Source organism: Pseudomonas putida (genome assembly GCF_001941965.1).
GTDB classification, from domain to species: domain Bacteria; phylum Pseudomonadota; class Gammaproteobacteria; order Pseudomonadales; family Pseudomonadaceae; genus Aquipseudomonas; species Aquipseudomonas putida_L.
Genome location: NZ_MKZO01000009.1, coordinates 1 through 24062 on the forward strand (window position 1 = coordinate 1; position 24062 = coordinate 24062).

20 protein-coding genes are annotated in these 24062 nt (G+C 63.1%); 3 read left to right on the plus strand and 17 right to left on the minus strand.

Going from position 1 to position 24062, the window contains the following annotated elements; genetic code table 11:
* Window positions 1-255: 255 nt before the first annotated feature.
* From dgcA to PSEMO_RS05145, 3 genes are all read right to left on the minus strand, one after another.
* Entirely contained in the window at window positions 256-2316 is a 2061-nt protein-coding gene (gene dgcA / locus PSEMO_RS05135) for a dimethylglycine demethylation protein DgcA (protein WP_075802065.1), read from the minus strand.
* 17 nt (window positions 2317-2333) lie between these two features.
* Window positions 2334-2864, minus strand: a complete 531-nt coding sequence (locus tag PSEMO_RS05140; protein ID WP_075802066.1) for a DUF5943 domain-containing protein — start codon at window positions 2862-2864, stop codon at window positions 2334-2336.
* Window positions 2865-2939: 75 nt separating this feature from the next.
* On the minus strand, window positions 2940-3917 hold the full coding sequence (locus PSEMO_RS05145) for a dipeptidase (protein ID WP_016497618.1): 978 nt from the start codon (window positions 3915-3917) through the stop codon (window positions 2940-2942).
* A 228-nt stretch (window positions 3918-4145) separates the two neighbouring features.
* On the opposite strand from PSEMO_RS05145, the gene PSEMO_RS33425 reads away from it, so the two are divergent.
* Window positions 4146-4901 carry a hypothetical protein gene (locus tag PSEMO_RS33425; RefSeq protein WP_075802067.1) on the plus strand — a complete coding sequence of 252 codons (756 nt, stop codon included), beginning with the start codon at window positions 4146-4148 and terminating at the stop codon, window positions 4899-4901.
* A 108-nt stretch (window positions 4902-5009) separates the two neighbouring features.
* Here the strand turns inward: PSEMO_RS33425 and PSEMO_RS05155 are convergent, their stop codons facing one another.
* The 7 genes from PSEMO_RS05155 to PSEMO_RS05175 all read right to left on the minus strand — a co-directional run bounded on the left by PSEMO_RS05155 (window position 5010) and on the right by PSEMO_RS05175 (window position 14166).
* Window positions 5010-6677 carry an ABC transporter ATP-binding protein/permease gene (locus PSEMO_RS05155; RefSeq protein ID WP_075802068.1) on the minus strand — a complete coding sequence of 556 codons (1668 nt, stop codon included), beginning with the start codon at window positions 6675-6677 and terminating at the stop codon, window positions 5010-5012.
* Window positions 6674-7138 carry a hypothetical protein gene (locus PSEMO_RS33730; RefSeq protein ID WP_256720986.1) on the minus strand — a complete coding sequence of 155 codons (465 nt, stop codon included), beginning with the start codon at window positions 7136-7138 and terminating at the stop codon, window positions 6674-6676. The genes PSEMO_RS05155 and PSEMO_RS33730 overlap by 4 nt, the downstream gene beginning before the upstream one ends.
* Window positions 7139-7159: 21 nt before the next feature.
* On the minus strand, window positions 7160-9478 hold the full coding sequence (locus PSEMO_RS05160; RefSeq protein ID WP_256720987.1) for a M16 family metallopeptidase: 2319 nt from the start codon (window positions 9476-9478) through the stop codon (window positions 7160-7162).
* A gap of 25 nt (window positions 9479-9503) precedes the next feature.
* Window positions 9504-9998: a hypothetical protein gene (locus PSEMO_RS33735; RefSeq protein ID WP_372239097.1), complete on the minus strand. Its 495-nt coding sequence runs from the start codon at window positions 9996-9998 to the stop codon at window positions 9504-9506.
* 56 nt (window positions 9999-10054) lie between these two features.
* Complete coding sequence (locus tag PSEMO_RS05165) at window positions 10055-12331, minus strand: TonB-dependent receptor plug domain-containing protein (protein WP_256720988.1); 2277 nt, start codon at window positions 12329-12331, stop codon at window positions 10055-10057.
* Between the two features lie 256 nt (window positions 12332-12587).
* The gene (locus PSEMO_RS05170) at window positions 12588-13553 is read right to left on the minus strand and encodes a FecR family protein (protein WP_075802069.1); all 966 of its coding nucleotides are present in this window, start codon (window positions 13551-13553) and stop codon (window positions 12588-12590) included.
* 109 nt (window positions 13554-13662) lie between these two features.
* Window positions 13663-14166: a sigma-70 family RNA polymerase sigma factor gene (locus tag PSEMO_RS05175; RefSeq protein ID WP_075802070.1), complete on the minus strand. Its 504-nt coding sequence runs from the start codon at window positions 14164-14166 to the stop codon at window positions 13663-13665.
* A gap of 182 nt (window positions 14167-14348) precedes the next feature.
* On the opposite strand from PSEMO_RS05175, the gene PSEMO_RS05180 reads away from it, so the two are divergent.
* Window positions 14349-14756 carry a lysozyme inhibitor LprI family protein gene (locus PSEMO_RS05180; RefSeq protein WP_075802071.1) on the plus strand — a complete coding sequence of 136 codons (408 nt, stop codon included), beginning with the start codon at window positions 14349-14351 and terminating at the stop codon, window positions 14754-14756.
* Between the two features lie 7 nt (window positions 14757-14763).
* The gene (locus tag PSEMO_RS05185; RefSeq protein ID WP_075802072.1) at window positions 14764-15183 is read left to right on the plus strand and encodes a DUF3010 family protein; all 420 of its coding nucleotides are present in this window, start codon (window positions 14764-14766) and stop codon (window positions 15181-15183) included.
* Window positions 15184-15190: 7 nt separating this feature from the next.
* On the opposite strand, the gene PSEMO_RS05190 is transcribed toward PSEMO_RS05185, so the two are convergent.
* From PSEMO_RS05190 to PSEMO_RS05220, 7 genes are read right to left on the minus strand one after another with little or no spacing between them, the layout of a single operon-like run.
* Window positions 15191-15448, minus strand: coding sequence for a PAAR domain-containing protein (locus PSEMO_RS05190; RefSeq protein ID WP_075802073.1), 258 nt, complete (start codon window positions 15446-15448; stop codon window positions 15191-15193).
* Between the two features lie 49 nt (window positions 15449-15497).
* Window positions 15498-16265: a DUF6708 domain-containing protein gene (locus PSEMO_RS33740; RefSeq protein WP_256720989.1), complete on the minus strand. Its 768-nt coding sequence runs from the start codon at window positions 16263-16265 to the stop codon at window positions 15498-15500.
* 28 nt (window positions 16266-16293) lie between these two features.
* Window positions 16294-17121, minus strand: a complete 828-nt coding sequence (locus tag PSEMO_RS34165; protein ID WP_372239098.1) for a DUF6708 domain-containing protein — start codon at window positions 17119-17121, stop codon at window positions 16294-16296.
* Window positions 17079-17849, minus strand: coding sequence for a DUF6708 domain-containing protein (locus PSEMO_RS33745; RefSeq protein WP_256720990.1), 771 nt, complete (start codon window positions 17847-17849; stop codon window positions 17079-17081). Before PSEMO_RS33745 ends, PSEMO_RS34165 begins: the two co-directional genes overlap by 43 nt.
* 5 nt (window positions 17850-17854) lie before the next feature.
* Window positions 17855-21010 (minus strand): T6SS effector BTH_I2691 family protein, encoded by a 3156-nt coding sequence (locus PSEMO_RS05210; protein WP_075802074.1) that lies wholly within the window; start codon window positions 21008-21010, stop codon window positions 17855-17857.
* Window positions 21007-21966, minus strand: a complete 960-nt coding sequence (locus tag PSEMO_RS05215; RefSeq protein WP_256720992.1) for a hypothetical protein — start codon at window positions 21964-21966, stop codon at window positions 21007-21009. The genes PSEMO_RS05210 and PSEMO_RS05215 overlap by 4 nt, the downstream gene beginning before the upstream one ends.
* Complete coding sequence (locus PSEMO_RS05220) at window positions 21945-24017, minus strand: type VI secretion system Vgr family protein (protein ID WP_075802076.1); 2073 nt, start codon at window positions 24015-24017, stop codon at window positions 21945-21947. Before PSEMO_RS05220 ends, PSEMO_RS05215 begins: the two co-directional genes overlap by 22 nt.
* Between the last annotated feature and the right edge of the window lie 45 nt (window positions 24018-24062).

Genomic DNA, 24062 nt, shown 5'->3' on the forward strand with positions numbered 1-24062 from the left:
CAGGTTGACCGGCGAAGGCCGGCCCTGGCGCCACATCCGCACGCGCCGCACGGCGCCGAGCACGGCCAGGCCGAGGGCGGCGAACAGCAGGATGGGGAGGATAACGTTCAGCATGGGAAGCTCCCACTCGGGTTGGAGTTGGCACGGACCCTGTGGGAGCTGGCTTGCCAGCGATTGCAATGGTGAATTCACTACCGCTATCGCTGGCAAGCCAGCTCCCACAGGGTCCGTGCCGCTCTCTCGATCAAGGTCCGATCAGAAGTCCTTGCACAGGCGCAAGGCGTCGTAGATCGCCGCATGGGTATTGCGCTGCGCCACGCAGTCGCCGATGCGGTACAGCAGGTAACCGTCGCCGGCCTGCCCAAGGATCGGCTGCGGCTGGATGGCGAACAGCGCCTCCACATCGATCTGGCCCTTGTTGCGCGAGCCGTCCTTGAGCGCGTAGTACAGCGCCTCGTCAGGCCGCACGCCGTTCTCGATCACCACCTGGTCGACCACCCGCTCTTCCTTGGCCCCGGTGTATTCGTTCTCCAGCACCGCCACCAGCTTGTCGCCCTCGCGGTAGACCTTTTCCAGCATCAGGTCGCCGGTCATGATCACTTCCTTGGGGTACATGCTGCGGTAGTAGGTGGGGAACGAAGTCCCGCCGATCGCGACGCCCGGCTTGATGTCGTCGGTGACGATCTCCACCTGGCTGCCCTTGTCGGCGATGAAGTCGGCCACCGACATTCCGGTGAATTCGCAGATGGTGTCGTAGACCAGCACGTTCTTGCCCGGCGCGACCTTGCCGTCGAGCACGTCCCAACTGCTGACCACCAGCCCTTCGGCAGCGCCCCAGTGTTCGTTCTGCTCCATGAACGGGTGACCGCCCACCGCCAGCACGACGATGTCCGGACGCAGGTCCATGATGGTGTCGGCATCGGCCGCGGTGCCCAGGCGCAGGTCGACCTTCAGGCGCGCCAGCTCCAGTTGGTACCAGCGGGTGATACCGGCGATCTGGTCGCGTTGCGGGGCCTTGGCGGCGATGGTGATCTGCCCGCCGATCTGCTCCTTCTTCTCGAACAGGGTGACGTCATGGCCACGTTCGGCGGCGACACGTGCCGCTTCCATGCCGGCCGGGCCGGCGCCGACGATCACCACCTTGCGTTTCGCCCCGGTGGACTTCTCGATGATGTGCGGCACGCCCATGTATTCACGGGAGGTCGCGGCGTTCTGGATGCACAGCACATCCAGGCCCTGGTACTGGCGGTCGATGCAGTAGTTGGCACCGACGCACTGCTTGATCTGGTCGATCTGGCCCATCTTGATCTTGGCGATCAGGTGCGGGTCGGCGATGTGCGCGCGGGTCATGCCGACCATGTCGACATAGCCGCCTTCGAGGATGCGCGTGGCCTGGTTCGGGTCCTTGATGTTCTGCGCATGCAGGACCGGGGCCTTGACCACTTCCTTGATGCCCGCCGCCAGGTGCAGGAACGGCTCCGGCGGGTAGCTCATGTTGGGGATCACGTTGGCCAGGGTGTTGTGGGTGTCGCAACCCGAGCCGATCACGCCGAAGAAGTCGACCATGCCGGTGGCATCGTAGTACTTGGCGATTTCCTTCATGTCTTCGTGGCTGAGGCCATCGGGGTGGAATTCGTCACCGCAGATGCGCATGCCGACGCAGAAGTCCGGGCCGACCTCGGCACGCACCGCCTTGAGCACTTCCAGGCCGAACTTCATGCGGCCTTCGAAGCTGCCGCCCCATTCGTCGGTACGCTTGTTGACCCGCGGGCTCCAGAACTGGTCGATCATGTGCTGGTGCACGGCCGACAGTTCGACGCCGTCCAGGCCGCCTTCCTTCGCCCGGCGTGCCGCTTGCGCGTAGTTGCCGATCACCCGCCAGATCTCTTCCGGCTCGATGGTCTTGCAGGTAGCGCGGTGCACCGGCTCGCGGATGCCGGACGGCGACATCAGGGTCGGCCAGTTGAAGCCGTCCCAGCGCGAACGCCGGCCCATGTGGGTAATCTGGATCATGATCTTGGCGCCGTGCTTGTGCATGGCGTCGGCCAGATTCTGGAAGTGCGGAATGATGCGGTCGGTGGACAGGTTGACCGACGACCACCACTCCTGCGGGCTGTCGATGGCGACCACGGAAGAACCACCGCAGATGGCCAGGCCGATGCCGCCCTTGGCCTTCTCTTCGTAGTACTTCACATAGCGCTCGGTGGTCATGCCGCCGTCGGTGGCATAGACCTCGGCGTGCGCGGTACTCAGCACGCGGTTGCGGATGGTCAGTTTGCCGATCTGGATCGGCTGGAACATAGCTTCGAACGCCATGGCGCGGGCTCCTCGACTTACAGCGGCTTGACGATGAACAGGCCGTCGTCGTGGCCTTCTTCGGAACCGCCGTAGACCTGCTCGGCGACCGTACGGATCTTGCTGCCGCGGGCGGCGAGGATCTGGTCCATGGCCCCGGCGAACCAGCCGGTGAACATGTAGTCGACCTTGCGCCCGACCTTGCCGTAGACGTAGACGAAGGCGGAGTGCTCGAGCTTGACGCTGCAGGTGCCTTTATCGAGGTCGATGTCCTGGATCTTGAACAGGCCCCAGCCGCGCTGGGACAGGCGCTTCATGTAGTGCTCGAACACCGCCACGCCTTCCAGGCCGTGGCATTCGGCTTCCTTCTCGCACCAGTGCCAGGCGGATTTGTAGCCGGCCTTGTAGAGGATCTCGGCGTAGGCGTCGGCGCCCAGCACTTCCTCGATACCCATGTGGTTGTTGACGAAGAAATGCCGCGGTACGTAGAGCATCGGCAGGGCGTCGCTGGTCCAGACACCGGTCTCGCTGTCGACTTCGATTGGCAATTGCGGGGCGATCTTGGCCATGGAAACTCAACTCCAGAAATTTTTGTTTGGCTGCCCCCGCCTGATGCAGGGGTTGGATAGAGAGGCTTCGGAGGCTTATTCGCCCCAGACATCCTTGAGAACGTTGACCCAGTTCTCACCCATGATCTTCCTGACCACGCGCTCGGAATGGCCGCGCTTGAGCAGGGTTTCGGTGAGGTTGGGGAACTCGCCCACGGTGCGGATGCCCAGCGGGTTGATGATCTTGCCGAAGTTGGTCAGGCGACGGGCGTAACCCTTGTCGTGGGTCAGGTACTCGAAGAAGTCCTGGCCGTGGCCCTGGGTGAAGTCGGTGCCGATGCCGATGGCGTCTTCACCGACGATGTTCATGGTGTACTCGATGGCCTCGGCGTAGTCGTCGATGGTCGAGTCGATGCCCTTGGCCAGGAACGGCGCGAACATGGTCACGCCGACGAAACCGCCGTGATCGGCGATGAACTTCAGTTCCTCGTCGGACTTGTTGCGCGGGTGTTCCTTGAGGCCGGACGGCAGGCAGTGGGAGTAGCAGACCGGCTTCTTCGATTCGAGGATGACTTCCTCGCTGGTCTTGGAGCCGACGTGGGACAGGTCGCACATGATGCCGACGCGGTTCATCTCGGCGACGATCTCGCGACCGAAGCCCGACAGCCCGCCATCGCGCTCGTAGCAGCCGGTACCCACCAGGTTCTGGGTGTTGTAGCACATCTGCACGATGCCCACGCCGAGCTGCTTGAACACGTCGACATAGGCGATCTGGTCTTCGAAGGCATGGGCGTTCTGGAAGCCGAAGAGGATGCCGGTCTTGCCCAGTTCCTTGGCCTTGCGGATATCGGCGGTGGTGCGCACCGGCATGACCAGGTCGCTGTTGTCGCGGATCAGCTTCTGGCTGGCGGCGATCTGGTCCACCGTGGCCTTGAAGCCCTCCCAGACCGACACCGTGCAGTTGGCCGCGGTCAGGCCGCCCTTGCGCATGTCCTCGAACAGTTCGCGGTTCCACTTGGCGATGATCAGACCGTCGATAACGATGCTGTCGGCGTGAAGTTCGGCTGGGCTCATCAGGCTGTCCCCTTTATTGGCAATCCCGCGCCGAATCGTCTGCCGGCGCTATTGGGGGTCAGCATATGCCTCGGGTGATTGTCGTCCCGATGCAAAAACGACAGGGGAATTGCCGAAAGCGTCAAAGGGCGACAAAGGGTGACGGGAACCGTCGGGGAAGGCCCTCCGCCTGCCATGGATCGGGCATTTCGCTAGCTTCGGCGGTTCCTCAACGAAAGGAGTCATCCGATGCACAACCTGACCGATCGGCTGGAATTCATTGCCGCCCTGGAAATCCCCGGCACTGCGCCCCGCCTGCTGCGGCAAAACCCGCCCGACCAGCCTGATAATCCCGGCCCGTCGGCCGACAGCGCGGTGGTCGCCGGCGACAGCCTGCTGTCCTTCGTCGCCGGCCTGACCTGCCAGGCCCGCGAGGATGTGCTCAACAGCACGCTGCTGATGCAACTAGCGGCGAACAAGCGCTTCGACAAGGCGATCCAGCGCGAGGAGTGGTTCAACTTCTACGTGGACGGCCTGGGCAAGCTGGGCTGGACCCTGTCGCATAACGAACTGCTGCGTTTTCACCCCAGCCAGCAGTCCTTCAGCATGAACGACGTGATCATCGACATCATCGAAGGGGTGGCCGGTGGCAGCACGTTCAGCCCGATCGCCCGGCGCACCCTGGAATCGCTGCGCAAGCAGCCGCATGCCCTGGAGCTGTTCATGAACCACAGCAACAGCGGGAATGTCGGCACGTTCCAGATCCTGCCCTGCTCGCAGAATTGCGCGGGTGACGTGACCATGCTGATGAATTGCGTGCAACTGATCCGCAATGTCAGCAGCAACAGCTTCCTGTTCATCAACTTCCAGAACAACGATGTGCGCATCTTCCGCTCGTCGCAGACGGCAGTGCTGAATGTGCAGGCGTATGGACAGGTGAGGAATGCGGTGATCGAGAAGCTGGGGAGGAATGCCAGCCAGTTCGTGGCCAACCTGAATCTCTGACTGCCCTCCAGGGCCCTATCGCTGGCAAGCCAGCTCCCACAGGTTCTGCGGTGCACGCGGTCCCTGTGGGAGCTGGCTTGCCAGCGATGAGGCCATGAGCAGCAACCACTATGCGGGTACTGCCTCCCCTTCCAGCATCACCGTCCGCTCGAACAACCCCGCCAACACCCCCTGGTGCGTCACCGCCACCACCGTGCACCCCGGCAGTTCCCGCTTCAGCATCTTCAACACACCCCGCGCACTCTCGTCATCCAGCTGATTGGTCGCCTCGTCCAGGTACAGCGTCTGCGGCCGGTACAACAAGGCCCGGGCCAGGCTGATGCGCTGCTGCTCACCGCCACTCAGGGCCCGCTGCCATTCGCAGCTTTCGTCCAGCCGCCCGGCCAGCGCGGCCAGCCCGACCTTGTCCAGCGCGCCTACCAGCCGCGCATCGTTCGGCAGCCCGGTGTCCGGATACGCCAGCAATTCCCGCAACGACATCCGCGCCAGGTACGGCTGCTGCGGCAACAACAGGCTGCGCCCCGGCGGCAACTGCCACTGCCCGCTGCAGTATGGCCACAAGCCCTGCAAGGTCCGCAGCAAGGTCGACTTGCCCAGCCCGCTGCGCCCGTCGAGGCGCACCCACTGCCCCGGTAACACCCGCACATCCAGCCCGTCCAGCAGCACGCTGCCATCCGGCCGGCACACCACCAGCCCTTCGGTGCACAGGCAGCCCCCTGCCGGCACCTCGCGAACCTGCTGGCGGCTGGCGGCAATCGCCCGCTCGAACTGCTCCAGGCGCTGCAACGCCGCGCTCCAGCGCACCAGCTTGGGATACAGCTTGATAAACCAGCTCAGCGAGCCCTGCACCGCCGTGAACGCACTGCGGATCTGCATCAGCCCGCCGAGGGTGATGGTCTTCGCCAGGAACAGCGGCAAGGCGGCGAACACCGGGATGATCAGGCTGACCCGCTCGAACGCCACGGTAAACAGGCTCAGGTTGCGCTCGCGGCCCATCAGTTGCCGCCAGTTGTCGGCAATCGCCTGGAAACGCGCGGACAACTGCCGCCGCTCCACCGCCTCGCCGCGGTACAGGGCGATCTGCTCGGCATGGTCGCGCTTGCGCAGCAGGCTGGCGCGGAAGTCCGCCTCGCGGTGCTCGCGCTCGTAGTTGAGGTCGTGCAGCGGCTTGCCGACCCAATGGGTAATCAGGCTACCCAGCAAGGTGTAGACCAGCACCAGCCAGACCAGGTAACCGTCGATGCTGAACGTGGTGCCGAACAGAGTGAAGGTCTGGGTCCCGGACAGCTCCCAGAGGATCACCACGAAGGCGCCGACCTGGGCCAGGTTGATCACGAACGACGCCACCAGTTCGATGCTCAGGTCGACCATCATGTCCACGTCCTGGGCGATGCGCTGGTCCGGGTTGTCCGGCTCGTCGCCCAGGCCCAGGCGATAGAAGGCCTGGTCGCCGAGCCAGTCGGCAGTCAGGCGCTCGGTCATCGACTGGCGCCAGCGCATCACCAGGCCCTTGCGCAGCCAGTCGAGGTAGACGTAGATCAGCACGTAGGCGCCGATATACAGCGAGTACTGGCCCATCAGCGCATACAGCGCATCGGTGTCGAAGGCGCCGAGGGTGTCGTAGAAGGTCTTGCTCCAGGCGTTGATCCACACGTTGATCTGCACCACCAGCAAGCCCATGCCGATCACCCCGCCGAGCATGACCCAGGCCAGCCACTGCCGGCGGCTGGCCCAGAACGGCCGGGACAGGCGCCAGAAGGCACGCAGGGCGTTCACAGGGCCTGGTCCCGGGCGGCCGGGGTCGGCAGCAGGCGCAGCTGGACCTGGTTGGCGCGGGGGAACAATTGCCCGGCCATGGCTTTCAAGGCACCGGCATTCAGGCCTTCAGGCAGTTGCGCCTGGCTGCTCAGGTAGCGCGGATCGCCCCAGTGACGCTCGCTCAGGACCAGGCGGCGCTGCTGAGTCGTGGGGTCGTCGCGGCGTTTACTTTCCTGGCGCGCCAGCTCCGCCCGCTCGCCCTTGACCCACTCGGCACTGACCGCACCCGGCAGTTTGTCCAGGGCGTCCTGGGCAAGGGCCCAGAGCTCATCGACCCGGGCCGGATCGCAGGTGAAGCTCAACCGGCTTTCGATACGACCGGTGTCGGGGTTCAGCTCGCTGTCGAACTTGAGCCGGTACACCCCCGCCGCTTCGCCACGCAGGCGCTGCTTGAGCTGCAGGCTGGCGAGATCACGCAAGGCCGCGACCCGCGCCGCCGCCTACGGGCTCCAGGGTTGCTCGCTGAAACTGGTGGCCTGGAACACCGCGCGGGGCTCCAGGGCGATGGCCAGGGATTCGCTGCGTTGACCCGGTTGCTGCAAAGCAGCGTTGTTCTTCAGGGCCTCGCCCCGAGGGATGTTCGCCAGCCGGGCGAGCACCGCTTCCTCAAGGACCTTCGGCTCGATGTCGGCCATCAGGTAATAGGTCACGGGCGCAGCAGACAAACGCTGCCAGTCGGCATCCAGCGCCGTCGCATCGAGCGCCTGCAAGGCCTTGGCATCCGGCGTCTGCCAACTGTCGCTGCCGTACATCAGCCGGCGCATCGTCGAGGTTTCCCGCTCGCGTACATCATCCGGACGGCTTTGCAGGCGCTTGAGCAGATCGTCCTGCGTTTCGCTGAAGGCGGCCGGGTCGATACGGATATCGGTCTGGCTCAGGCGGTAGCTTTGCAGCAGGTCCGCCAAAGCACCCTCCCCCGGCGTGACGCTCAGGTTCAGTTGCAGACGCTGGGGTTTCTGGTCGACGCCCAACGTGACTTTCTGCGCCTTGCGCCAGGCGTCGAGCGCCTCGGCGGAAACACCCGCCGGCGCACTCTGGGTGGCCAGTTGCGTCGCCATCTGGGTTCGCCACACCGGACGATCGGCCAGGTTATAACCGGCCGTCGAATCAGCCTGCAGCGACCAGCGGCCGCCCTCGGCATTGGCGCGCAGCCAGACCAGGCGGTCACCATTGCCCAGCGTCCAGTGCTCGACCTTTTCCTTGGCGAACGCCTGGCGCCTGGCGATGCTGCCCGGAGCAGGCAGTGCCGGCATGACCAGCTCGGCCACCGGCTTGCTCGTGGTTGCCTCGGCTTTCTGCTTCGGTGCAGCCAGCGACGAGTGAGCGATGGAGTCCTGCAACTGCTCCACCTCGGTCACCGTCGGCAGCTCCAGCGGCGTCACTCCGGGTGCGCTGACCTGCAACACCCGGTCGCCACAGCCCAGCCAGCGCCACAGCCGCTGGTTCAGGTCATCCCGCCCGATGCTGCCGAGCACCTCCAGATAGCGCTGCGCCGCCGCATGCTTGGCCACCACCGGCTTGTCCTGCACGGCGGCGTTGTTCAGTTGCTCGACCCATTGCTGGAAGTCCCGCGAACCGTCCTTGGCCAGGGTCTTCTCGCCCAGGTCCTGGATCACCCCGCGCTCGTGCAGCAGTTCGGCCTCGGTGAAGCCATGCTGACGCAGGCGCTCGATTTCGCTGAGCAACTGCTGCAGCGCCTTGCGATGTTGCTGCCCCTCGACCCCGGCCGCGATGCCAAGCACCGTGGAATGCTCGCCGATCAGGGTTTTCTGCGCGGTCAGGCTGCGCACGCCATCCACCGGCAATTGCCGACGCAGGCTGCTGGTCATGGCGGACAGGGCCATGCGGTCGATCAGCCGCTCGCGCATGGCGGCGCGCGTGGTGCCGCGGCTGTCCGGCTCGTGCAGGCGGAACAACAGCGCCACCTGGTTGCTGCCGGACTGGGCGTCCTGCAGACGGAAGACTTTCAGCCTGTCATCCAGCGACAGCTCGCGCTGTTCACGGCTCGGCACGGTGGCTGCCGGCACTTTCGAGAATGCCTGGTCGATCTGCTTCGCCAGGGCGGCCGGTTCGAAATCGCCCACCACCGACAGGACCATGTTGTTCGGCACATACCAGCGCTGCTGGTAGCGCTTGAGTGCCTCGACACTGGCCTTGCGGATCGCGCCTTCGTTGCCGATGGTGCGGTGCGCCGGGTAGTTCGAACCGGCACGCTGGGAGGCGATGCGCTGCTCGTTCATGCGCTGGGCCACGCCGAGGCCGCCGCGCCACTCCTCGATCACCACCGGGCGCTCGCGCTCCAGGTCGGCAGCGTCGTAGTCCATGGCGAACACCAGGTCAGACAAGGCCTCCAGCGCTTGCGGCGCCTGCTTCACCCCGGAGGGCGGGCTGAGCAGGTACTGGGTGCGGTCGTAGCTGGTCACCGCGTTGAAATGCCGGCCCTGGACCCAGCCCAGCCCGGTCATGCGCTGGCGCAGGTCGGCGCTATCGCCGCCGTGGCTGTAGAAGGTCAGGTGCTCCACCAGGTGGGCGACGCCGACCTGATCGGCGTCCTCGTCCACCGAGCCGGCCTGTACCGTCAGGCGCAGGTCGAGGCGGTTGGCCTGGCTGGCGTCGCGCACCAGGCGGTATTCCAGGCCGTTGGGCAAGGTGCCACGCACCACAGCGGCATCCCAGGGCAGCGCCGTGTCGGGCGCCTGGGTGGTGGCGCAGGCGCCGAGCAGCAACGGACCGAGCAGGCCCGCAAGGATCTTGTTCATCAGGTTCATTCCACGGTGAGGAAAGTCAGAAGCGGTAGCCGACCTCAAGCCAGTACTGGCGGCCGATCTCGTAGGTGGTCTTGGCGGTGGAACCGCTGGAGACGATTTCGTTGACCTCGTCGGTGACGTTGGTCACGTCCACGGCGACGAACAGGGCCTGGTCTTTCGCGGTAGGAATCTCCCATTTCACCCGCATGTCCCAGGTCGGCGCGCCATCGACCCTGGCCGTGTCGTAGACGTCCAGCGACTCGCCATCGACCTCCTCGGTCCTGCCGGTATCGATGATCTGTTCGTAGGCACCACGCAGGCGGAAGAAGTTGCTGACCGTGAGGTTCCACTCGGGAATCTCGGTGATGGTGCTCAGGCGCACGGTCCAGGGCCGGTTGTAATCGTTGGGTGGCAGCTCGGTGAAGTTCACCCGCTTGCCGTCGTAGATCACGTCGGCGTCGTTCAGCTCTTCGAGGCTGATCGAACTTTCGTAGGTGCCGTAGGCGTCCTCGGAGTGGGACCAGTCCAGCACCAGTTGCAGGCTGGTGTAGCTGTTGAGGAAGCGGATCGGCTCAAGCGGCGTGACGGTCAGGCTGACGTTGTCGCTCTTGCTCGACCCCTCGTTGGTGTATTGGGTGTACAGCGACTCGTAGCCGTCCAGCGGATCCTGCGCCAGGACCCGGCGGTTGCCTTGACGATCTTGTCGTGACCGTCACGGTGCACGTACTTGAGGCTGAAATCGGTGTTCAGCCAGCGTTGGTCGAGCCCCACTGTCCATTCATCGTCGTAGGGAATATCGAGGCCGGCGAAGCGGGTAGAGATCTTGTTGGTCGAGCCCTTCCATTCGCCGGTCTGGGTGGTGCGGCTGTAGAAGGTGTTGAAGGCCTGGCGGCCATCGTTGAGGCGGTACTTGAACAGGTTGCGCCCGTAGTAGCGGTTGGCGCCGAAGACCAGCACGGTGCTGCGGTCGCCGAAGAAGTCGTAGTCGCCGGCGAAGCGTGGCGACACGGTTTTCTTGTCCATGTAGTCGTCGCCTTCGAAGCGCACGCCGGGGCGCAGGCCGAGCTTGTCGATCTGCATGGCGTCCTGGGCGAACACGGCCCAGGCGGTTTCGTTGACCTCGAGCTTGCCGGCACCGTACTCGGTGCGCTGGTACGCCCATTGCCGGGTGTTGCCGTCGAAGAGCGGGCTGACGGAGCACCAGGGGTCGTTGTTGGCGCAGGTCGCGACCGTGTCCCTCTTGAAGCCGCTCACGCCCTGGCCGGTGCTCTCACGCTCCCACGTGGCATCGGTACGACGCAGCTCGAGGCCGGTGGTTACAGAGTGCATGGCCCCGGCGAAGGGGAATGCCAGCCAGTCGACCTTGAGGTCGTAGTCCATGGTTTTCTGGGTCTGGTCGAGGTTGCCGAAGGAGCCCTCGCCGCTGCGCGAGTTGGCGTTTTCCAGCTTGCCCCAGTTCTTCGCCTCCGAGTAATACCAGGCGATGGTGTCGCTGGCATTGCCGGTGCGCGAGCTGTACAGGTCGTTGTAGGCCAGGGTGTGGGTCCAGCGCGCGCTGTCGCCCTCCCAGGTCGCCTTGATCGCACCCTGCTTGCCGCCGTTGATATTGGTGAAGCCGGAATTCAGGTAGTTCTCGCGGAACAGGCGGTTTTCCTGCGGGGCACTGAGCAGGGTGAAGTCCAGGCTGAGACGGTCGTTGACCGTCCAGTAGGTCTTGAGCATGTAGTTGTCGAGCTGCCGGGTCTGGTCTTCCTGGCTGTCGTTGTTCGGGCTGACGTAGCCGTCCTTGTACAGGTTCATGGGCATGGTCGAGCGGCGTTGGGAGAAACTGAAGATCGCGCCGAAGTCCTCGTTCAGGTGCCCTTCGAGGGTGCCGCGCAGCGTGGTTTTCTCGAACTCGGGGGTGTACTGCTCGTTGCTGGCGTTGTCGAAGCTGTCCTGGTCGCCGCTGGTGATGTGGTATCTGGTCCACTCCGAGCGGCTGATGCCGTAGGAAATCTTGCCGTGGAAGTCCTGGGTCGGCCGGCGGGTGATGGAGTCGATCACGCCACCGTTGAAGCCGCCATATTCGGCCGGCACGTTGCTGTCGTAGACCTTCACTTCTTCCAGCAGGTCGGCGTCCAGGGCGATGCCGTAGGAGCGGCTCGGCGCCGCGTCGAACTGGCGCGCCTCGCCGTAGCCGTGAGCACCGGGATCAAGGTCGTTGTTGATCGAGATCCCGTCGATCATGAAGTTGTTCTGCCAGAACTTGGCGCCGTTGATGCTGATATCCGCCGGGTCGATTTCACCCGGGTTGTTCGAGCTTTGCTGCGAACCGCTGAACTGCACGGCGGGGTGCATCTGCAACAGCTTGGTGATATCGCCGTTGGCGCCGGGGAAGTTCTGCACCGCCTTGTGGTTGATCACCGCGGCGCCCTGGTAGCTGTTCTCGTCGGTATTGCCGAGGACCAGGGTTTCATGCAGTTCCAACTGGCCATTGGCAGCTTCGGCCAGCAGGCGGAAGCTCAGCACGCCGTCGTTGTAGTCCCAGGTGATGCCGCTGCCGGCCAGCAGCATCGACAGCGCGCCGAGGCTGTCCATCTGGCCCTGCACCGGGTTGGACTGATGATCGCGCAGCCACTGCGCATCCACCGTCACCTGCAGGCCGCTCTGCTGGCCGAAGGCGACCAGTGCGCTGGACAGGCGCTGGGCCGGGATATCGAAACGGTGGACCTGGTTCGGCAACTGGGTCGCCACCTCATCGGCCTGCGCCAAGGGCACCTGCGCCCCCAGGCAAGCCAGGCCCAACAGGCCACCGCACGCAGCGCGTTTCAACGACAACCAAGCGCCCCGGCCTTGCGGCACCGGGCAAAACACCTGAGACATACACCGCTCCCCGACCCGGGAAATCCCCGGAAAAAATTAATACGAATCGATCTCATTGCTGCGCGCGGAGCAAAAGACGGGGTAGCGCGGGGGATTTTCAGAAAAAAGTTGAAAAAGTTTTTTGGGAGGGAGTTGTTGTGGTGTTGCTGATGGCCTCATCGCTGGCAAGCCAGCTCCCACAGGGATCGCGTGCACCGCTAAACCTGTGGGAGCTGGCTTGCCAGCGATGAGGCCCGAAAGAGGGAATGAAGAAGTTTCAGCGCAGCACAATCACCCAAGGCCCATAGGCCTCGACCTTGCCGCCATGGGGCTGCAGCACCGCCCGCAACGCCGCCTGCGGCTTGCGCAGGTCATACACGCCGGTCACCCGCTTGCGCCCCAGTTCGTCGTTGCGCAGCACCACCAGCCCGGGCGTGTAGCGACTCAACTGGGCTACCACCTCGCTGACCGGCATGTCATCGGCGATCACCTGGCCCTTGCGCCAGGCCGCGGTCTGCTCCGGAGAGAAGGTATCCACCCGGGCCTGCCCCTCGTGATAGTCCAGCCGGTCCCCAGGCTTCAACCGCGCCGCCAGCGCCTTCGCCGCGCGCCAGTCATCGACCTTCACCGAACCTTCCTGCACCGCCACGCGCATCTGCCCGGCGCCGACATCGACGTTGAACGCCGTCCCGGTCACCGTGACCTCCAGCGCCTCGGCCCGCACGTGGAAGGGTTTGCTCTTGTCCGGCGTGACCTTGAAGAACGCCTGCCCGCGCAGCAGCTTCACATCGCGGCGATCCCCGGCGTACTCCACGGCGATCGCCGTATCGCTGTCCATCTGCACCAGGCTGCCATCGGCCAGGGTGACGTCGCGGGTTTCGCCGCTGCCGGTGCGGTAGTCCGCCTGCATGCGCAGGCTGAGAGACGGCGCCAGGGCGATCATCAGGCAGGCAGCAATTGCCCCGCCGACCCAATACCGCCGCCGCTTCGGCCGTACCGGCAGGCTCACCACAGGCGCCAGCACCGGCTCCACCGGCCATTGCGCCTGGGTGCTCGGCGCCAGTTGCGCACTCAGTTGCCAGACCCGCTCGGCCTTGCGATAGGCCTTGGCATTGGCCTCGTCGGCGGCGCACCACTGCTCCATCCCGGCGCGCAGTTGCGCATCGCCGGGGGCCGCCTGCAGGCGCAGGAACCAGTCCAGGGCCTGGTCGCGGCGCCGGGTGGCGCTGTCCGCTGACGTCATGTCCGGCATATCTCCAAAGGCAGAAAAGGTCGGCAAGGGTCGCACAAGCGTCCCGTCTACCGCAAAAGACGCGGCAGACAGCGATTTTTCCAGCTCATCGTCACGGCGCTCAGTCATCGTCCGGCTCCAGGCGTTCCAGGCAATGACGCAGGGCGTCGTGCACCAGTTGGTGGACCAGGCTGGTGGAGATATCCAGGTGGCTCGCCACCTGCTGCAGGGTAAAGCCGCCAAGCCGGTGCATCTCGAAGGCCAGGCGCGTGCGTTCGGGCAGTTCTTCAAGCGCCCGGCTGATCGCCGCCAACTCGTTCTGGCCACTGACCTCGCGCTCCGGCGAAGCGCTGCTGGAGGGCAGCTCGGCGAGCATCTCGTCGCCCCCGGGCTGGGCCTTTTCCGTGGCGTGGCGGCGGGTCAGGTCGAGGGCCAGGTTGCGCACGATGCGGTACAGGTAGCTGGCCGGATGGCGGATCGCCGCGCCCTCGTCCTGGCGGCTGAAGCGCAGCCAGGCCTCCTGCACCACATCCTCGGCCCGCGCCCGGCAGCCGACGATGGGCGCTGCATAATCCAGCAGCGCCGCGCGATGAGCGAGGTAGAGCTCCAGCTTGTCGTCCGCCACGATTCGGCTGCCTGTCGATGAAGTCGCCCGGAGGCATGGGCGGGCGATGTTACCGGCAGTCGATAATCATTATCAATAACAACCGTCAAAACCTTCATCTATGCTCCCTGTTCTTTGCCTTGGCAAAGAGCGAGAATCCCAGCCCATATCCCCGTCCACTGTTTCCTTGGGAGACGACTTTGATGAAATCGATGGTCTTGCTGATGCTGGCGACCCTGGCGGTTGGTGCCCATGCCGCCGAAGAAGAAAGCACCCCGTGCGACAACGTGGAAACCGACCAGCAGAACTACGAATGCGCCCGTTACAGCCGCACCGCGTCCGAGCGCGAGCTGGACGCCGCCTTCGCCGACCTGCAGGACCGCATCAAGGAGCAATACGCCGGCAAGGCTGCGAAAATCGCCGAACTGAGCAAGCGCCTCAACGAAGCCGAAGCGGTGTGGAAACAGCTGCGTGACGCCGACTGCAAGGTCGAGACCTACGACATCCCGGCGGGCAAGGCCTTCGATGCCGCGCAGAACACCTGCATCGCGCAGCGCAACGACGACCGCTCCGAATACCTGCAATCCCTCGGCCTGCCGACTTCCGACTGAGACTTTGATGATTACGTGCGGTATCGAACTCAAGGGCAGCGAAGCCCTGCTGGCCCTGGCCAGCCTGGACGCCGGGCAACCGGTGCATGTGGCGACGGCGATCAAGAAGATCGGCATCGAGGATGATGAGGATGCCGGGCAGGTCCGCGAGTTTGCGGCGAAGGTTCAGGCGTTTGTCAGCGAACACGGCGTCACCCATGTGGCGATCAAGAAGCGCAGCAAGAAAGGCGACTTCGCCGGTGGGCCGGTGACGTTCAAGCTGGAAGGGCTGCTGCAGTTGCTGCAGGGGTGCGAGGTGCAGCTGGTGTCGCCGCAGACGATTACGGCGCAGGGGAAGAAGCATGACTTCACGCCTCCGGCTGGGTTGAACAAGTATCAGCATGAGGCTTGGAAGAGTGCTTGTGCGGGGATGGTGGTGAGGCGCTGAGAACTGCTCAGTCCACCAGCCAGTCAGGGTCTCCTTCGACCAGCGTGCCGCCATGGCTGGTGGTGTCGCCCACACGGGCGACGGCCTGGCTGTCGATGAAGGTATCGCTGGATCCCGTGCGGATAACCGCACCGCAACTGATCGAGTCACCAACCCGAGCAATGCCTCGGCCATTGACGACATCTTCGGTAGAGCCACTGGTTACGGTGCCTGGACCATGGACCGGACAATCGTGGCGGTGACCTACGAGGACAACTGGTTTCATAAGTGACTTCCTTTTGGTTGGTGGGATTTGGCTTCGATTGCCAAGTGGCTCATGGCGCCGTCCTCGATTCCAGATCCATATCCGCAGGCCACTTCACCTTCGGCGCCAATAGCAGGGCGATGTTGAACCACGGCACATCGTTGTGATCCTTCGGGAGGCCAGGCGGCGGCAGAGCATCGGGGCCCTTCTGCATGTAGGTGCAGATGTAGGCCCAGGCGTGCCCGTCAGCGCCCATGGTGGTAAGAGGGAAACGGTCTATGACTTCGTCGGTGCCCGGCTTTACGATGGAGAGCATCACGCCGCCCTTGATGATGACCCCGTGAGTAGTCGCGCCACGCTGTAGCCAGCGCTCGGCCCGTACTTGCGACCAGTCGTAGGCTACCGGTGTCACTTGCCAGCGCTCGAAGGGGTTCCACCAGCGGTGGTTGAAGTTGTACGCGTAGAGTCGTTGCCTGGCTCGGTTAAAGCGGAGTGGTAAATCCCGGGGAGGGGATACATCAAACTTCCAGAGCACTGGTACCCCCCAAAAACCAACAAGCAGTGCTGATATAAATATAAACCACTCCTCTGCCTTCAACGTTCTTTCGGCCGTTAAGTAAAGCCAAGAAATAACAGCTAGCAATATGCTTAATATCGGCACAAAAATTACAACTACTCCTCTGACAAGCGCCGCAGCTCTGGGCATTTCTAAAAAGACATCATTTTGCTGGTTTGGTGTATCGAACCCGAGAGTCGGAGCAAGAGTGGGCAACTCGTCAGGACCGGGTAAATCCTCCCGCCAACCCGAACAAGGTGGAGCAAGCTTCGGCCTATTCATTTCCAACTCCCTTCAGCGTCCTTGGCACTCATGCCCATGGCGCCGTCCTCGATTCGAGATCCATTTCGGCAGGCCATTCAACCTTTGGGGCAAGGAGCATGGCGACGTTGCACCACAGCACATCGTTGTGGTCCTTCGGCGGGCCGGGGGGAGGCAGCGCGTCAGGGCCCTTCTGCATGTAGGTGCAGATGTAGGCCCAGGCGTGCCCGTCGGCGCCCATGGTGGTGAGGGGGAAACGGTCGATGACTTCGTTGGTGCCCGGCTTGACGATGGAGAGCACCACGCCGCCCTTGATGATGACTCCATGGGTAGTCGCACCACGCTGTAGCCAGCGCTCGGCCCGTACTTGCGACCAGTCGTAGGCTACCGGTGTCACTTGCCAGCGCTCGAAGGGGTTCCACCAGCGGTAGGTGAAGTTGTAGGCGTAGAGTCGTTGCCGGACACGGTTAAAGCGGAGTGGTAAATCCCGCGGGGGGAATACCTCTAACTTCCAGAAAAGCGGAATTGACCAACCCGAAACAAGCAAAGTTGAAATAACTATCATCCACTCTTCTAGTTTCAAAACCCGCCAATCTGAAGCGACGGATGCTACAAACCCCATCAGGTAGCATGTTACGACCGCGACTAACAAGATCAACAAGCCCCTTGCACGCGCTGACGCACGAGGTAACTCCAGGAAAATTTCATCCTGATGGTTAGGCGTGTCGAGACCGAGGGCCGGGAATAAACTCGGCTGTTCGTCAAAGTGAGGTAGGTCTTCCTGCCAACCTAGGCAGGGGGGAACAAGTTTTGGCCTGCTCATAGGCCCCCAACTCATGGCGCAGTCCTCGATTCCAGATCCATATCGGCGGGCCATTTCACCTTTGGCGCCAGCAACAGGGCGAGGTTGAGCCACGACACATCGTTGTGATCCTTCGGCGGGCCGGGTGGTGGCAAGGCATCGGGGCCTTGCTGCATGTAGGTGCAGATGTAAGCCCAGGCATGCTCGTCGGCGCCCATGCTGGTAAGGGGAAAGCGGTCAATGACCTCGTTGGTACCGGGCTTGACGATGGAAAGCACTACGCCGCCCTTGATCACAAGCCCACCTTGTGCGGTTGCGCCGCGTTTCAGCCAGCGCTCGGCGCGTACTTGTGACCAATCGTAGGCTACCGGTTCTATCCGCCAGCGTTCGAAGGGGTTCCACCAGCGGTAGTTGAAGTTATAGGCGTATATTCGGCTGCGCACACGGTTGAAGCGCAAAGGCTGATCTCTCGGCGGAGCTACATCGAACTTCCAAAAAATTGGAACTGACCAAATGCCAGAGAGGAGTATGAAGAACAGGATGAACCACTCATCGATTTTCATAGTTCGCTCGTCTGACAACGGAAACCAGAGGGAGATAACAAGCAGAACTGCTGTAGCTGGCACGAACCAGATCAGCATCCCCCTGATCAGCGCCGACGTACGTGGTAGTTCCAGAAAAATATGGTCTTGATGATTGGGTGTTTCGAACCCGAGGGTCGGAGCTAAAGTCGGCGGCTCGTCTGGGTGCGGCAGGTCCTCCTTCCAGCCAGAACAAGGGGGAACAAGTTCAGGTCTTTTCATACGGATCAGCCCTTCGCTCGCTTAGGAATCTTGTCTTCAATCACGATCAGGCGAGCTACGCCGGACTCATCGCTTTTGTCTGGCCAATACGAAACTTCAAGCTCCATGGCATGAAAATCAAGGGCTCCCCAGTAAGCAAACGAGCCCCTGATTTTGACTGTTTTTGACTCAGTATCGTGAAGAATGACCGGAGCTGAAGTTCGAGGTTCGGAGCCCGGTACTGGCCCTGAAGCCGGAGCGGGCAGAGGCTCATCCACTCCATCATCACGTCCCCCAACAATGATGTCCCCCGAGGAGTCGCCTGGCTGATAGGCCCTCAGAGCCCACTCGTAACGTGACTTGTCAGCGGAGTACCCGGGGAGAGTAATCCTGTAATCGATGGTTCCACCATGCGCCAGTACTTCGGGAGTCGGTCGGTGTACGACGTAAGTTACTTCAAGGTCTGCGTCCAAACCCAGTAACGCAGCATTCAACGCTCCAATTGCCGTGTCCATTTCTTGCCAGTTTGTCCAGCGACGGTGCTTTCTCGGTAATCCCCAGAGTGAATGTCTCGCCCACAACTCGAGAGGTTGCGACTCTTTCTCCTTAGCCCTTACCGCCAGCCCAAATGCAACAAATCCAAAAAATACGGCAACCGCGAGCGGACCAAGCAAAACACTAGTCGTCCCGATAGAGCCCGCAACTCCAAGCCCAGCTGAAACTGCTGCAGCGGTGGAGGCCCATATGTACTCGTTCCTTGCGGCATGATCACCAACATCATGTGTGCGCCTAGCAGCCATCGAATACTGCAACCCCTCCACCGCAGTCGCCACCGCCGCAATCGCACTACCAAACTGCAGAATCCTCCCACCCAACTTGACCGGCTCCAGCCCGGTACGCGTGTGAACATTGATCTTCCACTCAGGCCGAAACAGCTGAATCGACCCACCCACCAGCTCAACCGCCACCCCAAGATTCCCGACCGACGCCGACATGAACGCTGCCACCGCTTCGGGCCGTTCGTCCCCAAACGCCTCGACCATGTTCTTGTAGGTATTGCGCAACGCATCCTGCAGGAACCACAAACTCCCCAAGGCCAGCCCCAGGTTGAAGGCGCCTTCGGCCCCCCTCAGGGCAGCATTGCGCATGCTGCTCATGGTGTCCCGCACGTATAGGCGGGCAACGTCCGCATTGAGACTTAGTTGTCGGGCGAAATCCTGCATCCCGCCCTTGAGTGCGCCGGTATCGATGCTGACCGGACGCAGAGCGTCATCGATGCCATCGCCAACCCCGTCCCGCAGTTTCTCCAGGCGTGCACTCAGTGCCTCGGCGCTCTCCATCGTCCAGAGCTTCACGTAGATCAGCTTGTCATCGAGATCTGCCAGCGCCGGAGTGAAGTGGCCGCTCAACAGCATCGCCCGCACCTTGCCTGCGGCCGGGTTGCGGAATTTTTCGTTGAGCTTGGCGAGGTGACGCTCGGTCCCTTCGTAGAGCGTTTCGTTGAGCAGCGTGAGGTATTCGCCCACCTTGAGCGCAACTGTGACCTGGGTGACCTCCACGCCGGAAAAACGCAGCCAGGCCTCCCGGTGCAGATGGCCCACCAACGCCCGGGTATGTTCGGAAATATGCTTGCCGAGCACGTTGCTGGCCGTGCCAGCGCCACCGAGCAACTGGCCGCCGGCCATTTTCACGGAGTCCTTCATGAACTTGGTGCCACGCTCGGTCGTGATCAGGGTCTTGATGCCGTGATAGATCCGCGTCCGCTCGTCGTCGCTCAATGCCGTGTGCAACTGCTCAATGATGTCCGGGTCCTTGGCATGCAGCGCCTGATGAAGAAGGCTGCCCTGGTCCTCCAGTTGTCGCTTCCAGAGTTGCTGGGTGGCCTCCAGCTTTTCCTCGTCGATCAACCCGGTCGGCCCACCGGCAAGGCAGTGCCCGATCAGGCAGATGAACGCCATGACGGATTCGTCATTTTTTTCGTGGTAGTCGAGGCGGGTGGCCAGCTGGAACGCCGGGCTCTCGAAGTGACTGACGTACAGCTCACCTGCTTCATCGATGAGCCGTTGCCAGGCGGCGAGGTTTTTGTCGAAGTTGCGCTGGAAGTCCGCACGGGCCTTTTCGTCGTAGCGGTCGCCAAGGCGTTCGGCAGCATCTTCTTGCATGCCCGGGATCAAGCGTTCGGTTTCCGCTTCGACATCGACTCTCGGCAGGACTGACTTGCCGGCGATATTGACTTCGTTGCGGTAGCGGGCGTGCTCATCCCGCGCACTGGCCTCTGCGGCGGCGAGCTTTTTCGCCCTCTCCGCCTGGAACCCGCGAATCCCCAACAACGCCTGCGACGTCAAATGCTCGAAACTCCGCTGCGGCTCCGCACGCCATTCCAGCATCTGCTGGTAGCGCACCATGCGCTGGGCATTACACTCCTGCACCATCCCGATCGGGTCAGGCAGCACCAGGGCCAGCACCCCATTGGCCAGCTTCTCGCGCTGGATCACCGTGCGCACATGGTTCCTCAGGGCGTTCAGGCGGTGATTGCGCCCGTAGAAGCCATGCACGCTGTAGAAGTCGCCGGCCATGGGCTGGGCGTACTCCAGGACCTTCTCCATCTGCAGTTCATGTTCCGTCATCGCGAAACCGATGCTGGCGGGGTCTTCGCGGGCGGTCTTGAGGTCGAGCTTGTAGAAGCGCTCCTCCAGACTGATGCCGTCGACCATACCGCCGTGCCGGTAGCGATCGAGCACCTGCTTCGGCCAAGGATCGTTGGCGATAGCCAGCCAGGCGGTGGTGTACTTCTTCGTGTCGAAGTTGATGAAGGACGCAGGGATGTCGTGGTTCTGCTTGACGCAGGCCATGGCCAGCGGCAACGGTTCCTCACGAGAAGTCTGATACGGGGGCACCTGGCGCAGTGCCCCCTCGGGCGTGATCTGGTAGGCCTGCCATTCCTTCTTGTCGAGCAGGACGTAGAGGAAACCACGACGCAGGATGCGCGGCTGGTTGGCCCGCAAGGGAACGGCCTTGGCGTCGGAGCCTTGGGTCAGGGGCAGCGCCTGGGTGTGCCAAGGCTCCGGGGCGTAGGCGGCGCGCAGGGGCAGGATCGGCAGGCCAACGCGCTCGCAGGCGCGGCAGGTGCGCAGGGGAACGGGTCTGGCCTCGCAGATAGCCGAATGAAGGTTTGTGCTCATGAATAGTCCTTTGCAAGAGGCAGGGCGTAGACGATCCGTTTCCAGGTCGCATCGCTGTATGTGGCGAAATGGCTGTGCAGATCGAGGCTGCCCGCCCGGGCCTGGGTGATGGCTTGCTGGATATCCGGGTGCTGTGGCAGATGGGGATGCATGAAGACCCGGTGCAGGCTCAGGGAGAGGCGGTCGCTGCTGTTGTGCAGGCCGAGTCGGCGGGCATCGCGAATCAGGCGGAAGCCATGCACGGCGGCGGTCCCCGGCAGGATGCCGGGACCTTGCCAGCGCCAGGGGGCAAAGCCGTCCTGGAATGTCAGGGCATGCCGCCAGACGCCCAGGAACGCATTCACCTCAGGTGCCAGTTGCTGGGTTTGTCTTGCCAGCTCGGATAGGTCCGGGTCACAGACATAGTCGGGGCTGCGCGCCATGGTGTAGCCACCCCAGCTGACCGGCAAAAGCCAGTGCTGGATCGGGCGCAACAAACAGCCCGCCTCCTGCTGCATCGCGCACAACAGCAATTCCAGCCTCAGCGGTTCGAACCAGGGCGAGGGATCACCGGCCTCGTCGGCGGTGGTGTAGCAGCGGGCAGCAATATGGGCCGCGACGACCTCCAGCGGCTCCTGACTGGTCAGCCAACCGCAAATGTAGCGTTCGTCGTATCGCAGGTCCCAGGCGGCGTAGTCGGCGCTGAGGTCGAGATATTCCTTCGGCACGTCCTCACCCGGCTTCGCCAGCTGGATCAACGCGGGGCACTGATCGTGCTCATGGGAAAGATCCGGCCGCAGCACGCGAGTGACGGCAGCCTCGCCAAATGACCGGATCAGGGACGGCACGCTGAGAGGATGGTCCAGCGCACATTCGGCCTGGCCGTCCACCAGCAGATAGAAGTAGTCGTTTTCGGTACGGTATTTCCGTGGAAAGTTGATGACGGGATCTTTGTTCATGGCCGGGGTTCCTTGCATTTCAGCTTTTCTCCCTGCGCGATTTCGCTCACCAGCACCAGGCTATTGCCGGAGCCTCCGCTTGACTTGGTCATCGGGCCAATCAGCGTGATCGCAGTGCCATCCAGGGTGATGCCCGCCGCATCGATGCGCAGCGTGCCGCCGGGGCCCTTGAGGACCAGGGCTTCGGAGGAATGGATTTCGAACACCTTGGTGTACTGCGTAATGCGCTGGCCCGCCTCCAGACTGACTGCGCCCTGCACCCGTTGCTGCAGGTGTCCGCCTATCTCCACCTCGTGGTTGGCGGCAGTCTTGTCCTGGCGGTTGTTGCGAACGTCTTCGGTCCGATCCCCGGTCGTGGTGATGCTGTGGTTGCCACCAATGATCAGGTCATCGTTCTTGCCTATCTCATGGCGTCGGTGCTGCCCGATCAGCACCTGCTCGTCGTTGCCCACGGTGTTCTTGCGGTCGTGGCCGACGGTGAGGCTCTCGTCGTTGTCCACCTGCTCGCTGCGGTCATTCCCGACGTGGGTGGTTTCGTCGTTCCTGACCTCGTTCCTCTGGTTCCTCTGGGCGTGGATGAAGACTTCTTCCTGCCCCGCCTCGTCCTCGAAGCTCAGCTCGTTGAAGCCGTTGCCTTTGTGGGTCTGGCTCTTGAAGACCATACGGGTCTTGTTTGCCGGCAGTTCGTAGGGCGGGCGCTGAAGCGCCGTGACGCAGCGGCCAGTAATCACTGGTTGGTCACAATCGCCGTTTTGGTGGCTGACGATTACGCCCTGGCCGATGCGCGGGATCGCCATATGCCCCCACAGCGCCCCGGCGATGCCCTGTGAAACCTGGATCCAGCAGGAGCTGTGTTCGTCTTCTTTGGAGTTACGGTCCCAAGGGAAATGCACCTTCACCCGACCGTATTCATCGCAGTAGATTTCCTCGCCCGGCGGCCCCACCACCGTGGCCATCTGCGGGCCGTCGATGCGCGGTTTGGGCAGTGGCTCGGGGCGCCATTCGGCGTCGTGCGGGACCAGGGTGGCGATGCAGTTGTAGTGGGTGCCGCGGTCAGCATCGGCGCTGTCTTCTTCCTGGCTGACGTACTGCTTGCCGTGGTGCTCCAGGTGTACCGGGCGCCAGCCGCGGTTCATGTCCTCGCGGGGGTGACCCACCATGTCGAAGAACAGGCCGGGGACCAGCCGGGCATCGTCGCCCTCGGCAATGACCTGGCAGGCGTCACCGCGCAGGCCGAGCAGGCGGCTGCGGCTGAAGGCCTCGCCGTTCTTTTCTCCGCGGTAGCGACCGGGGTAGTCGTAGCGCTCGTAACTGTCCGCCTGGTGCTCGAGGTCGGTGGCCTTGTACTTGCTCTCCTCGGGGTACTTCGGGTTCTTGAAGCTGTAGTCGCGCTGGACCTGGCGGGCGCTGCGCACGTTTTCGGTATAGGTGAAGCGGTGCAGCGCCGGGCCCGGGCGGTCGGCGCCGGGCTTGGGGTTGTATTCCACCGGCCCTCCGGGCTGCTTGCCGAAGATCCACAGGTAGTCGCAGTGGATCAGGCGGTGGCCTTCCTCGCTGTGCAGGAAGCCGTAGAAAAACCCCTCTTCGCGCATGATGCGCTCGACGAAGTGGTAGTCGGTGTCGCCGGCCTGCACACAGTATTCGCGGACAGTGTGGGGCTTGGCGGCGCGCAGTTCGTAGTCGAGGGTGAGGGCGTGCTTTTTCAGCATCACGTTGGCGATGTCGGGCACGCTGAGGGTCTGGAAGATGCGCCAGTCCGAACACAGTTGCAGGCGGGCCAGGCGCGGTTCTACGACGGCACGGTAGCGGGTGTGGCGAAAGCCGGTTTCACCCTGCTGGAAGCCGCTGACCGAACCGTGGACGTAGCGCACCGGCTGGCCACCCTGCCAGATGGTGAACAGCGCAGGACGGTCGAGAATCTTGCCAAAGTCGAGGGAGGGATCGCGGCTGCTCAGGTCGACTTCGAGGCGAAAGGTTTCGGAGAGGCCTTCGCTGAGGTGGAATTCGACGACCTCGAATTTACCGGCTGAGGCAGTGAAGGTGAAGCTCAGATCGGATTGGACAGGCATGGGAAATCCTTGTCAGCCCGGTGAGCGGGCCAATGATCCATGGAC

Excerpts from the sequence above, each read along its gene's own strand:
- dgcA (WP_075802065.1), bottom strand. The coding sequence starts at position 2,316 with ATGGCGTTCGAAGCTATGTTCCAGCCGATCCAGATCGGCAAACTGACC.
- PSEMO_RS05140 (WP_075802066.1), bottom strand. The coding sequence starts at position 2,864 with ATGGCCAAGATCGCCCCGCAATTGCCAATCGAAGTCGACAGCGAGACC.
- PSEMO_RS05145 (WP_016497618.1), bottom strand. The coding sequence starts at position 3,917 with ATGAGCCCAGCCGAACTTCACGCCGACAGCATCGTTATCGACGGTCTG.
- PSEMO_RS33425 (WP_075802067.1), top strand. The coding sequence starts at position 4,146 with ATGCACAACCTGACCGATCGGCTGGAATTCATTGCCGCCCTGGAAATC.
- PSEMO_RS05160 (WP_256720987.1), bottom strand. The coding sequence starts at position 9,478 with ATGAACAAGATCCTTGCGGGCCTGCTCGGTCCGTTGCTGCTCGGCGCC.
- PSEMO_RS05165 (WP_256720988.1), bottom strand. The coding sequence starts at position 12,331 with ATGTCTCAGGTGTTTTGCCCGGTGCCGCAAGGCCGGGGCGCTTGGTTG.
- PSEMO_RS05170 (WP_075802069.1), bottom strand. The coding sequence starts at position 13,553 with ATGACGTCAGCGGACAGCGCCACCCGGCGCCGCGACCAGGCCCTGGAC.
- PSEMO_RS05180 (WP_075802071.1), top strand. The coding sequence starts at position 14,349 with ATGAAATCGATGGTCTTGCTGATGCTGGCGACCCTGGCGGTTGGTGCC.
- PSEMO_RS05185 (WP_075802072.1), top strand. The coding sequence starts at position 14,764 with ATGATTACGTGCGGTATCGAACTCAAGGGCAGCGAAGCCCTGCTGGCC.
- PSEMO_RS05190 (WP_075802073.1), bottom strand. The coding sequence starts at position 15,448 with ATGAAACCAGTTGTCCTCGTAGGTCACCGCCACGATTGTCCGGTCCAT.
- PSEMO_RS33740 (WP_256720989.1), bottom strand. The coding sequence starts at position 16,265 with ATGAATAGGCCGAAGCTTGCTCCACCTTGTTCGGGTTGGCGGGAGGAT.
- PSEMO_RS34165 (WP_372239098.1), bottom strand. The coding sequence starts at position 17,121 with ATGGCCCGCCGATATGGATCTGGAATCGAGGACTGCGCCATGAGTTGG.
- PSEMO_RS33745 (WP_256720990.1), bottom strand. The coding sequence starts at position 17,849 with ATGAAAAGACCTGAACTTGTTCCCCCTTGTTCTGGCTGGAAGGAGGAC.
- PSEMO_RS05210 (WP_075802074.1), bottom strand. The coding sequence starts at position 21,010 with ATGAGCACAAACCTTCATTCGGCTATCTGCGAGGCCAGACCCGTTCCC.
- PSEMO_RS05215 (WP_256720992.1), bottom strand. The coding sequence starts at position 21,966 with ATGCAAGGAACCCCGGCCATGAACAAAGATCCCGTCATCAACTTTCCA.
- PSEMO_RS05220 (WP_075802076.1), bottom strand. The coding sequence starts at position 24,017 with ATGCCTGTCCAATCCGATCTGAGCTTCACCTTCACTGCCTCAGCCGGT.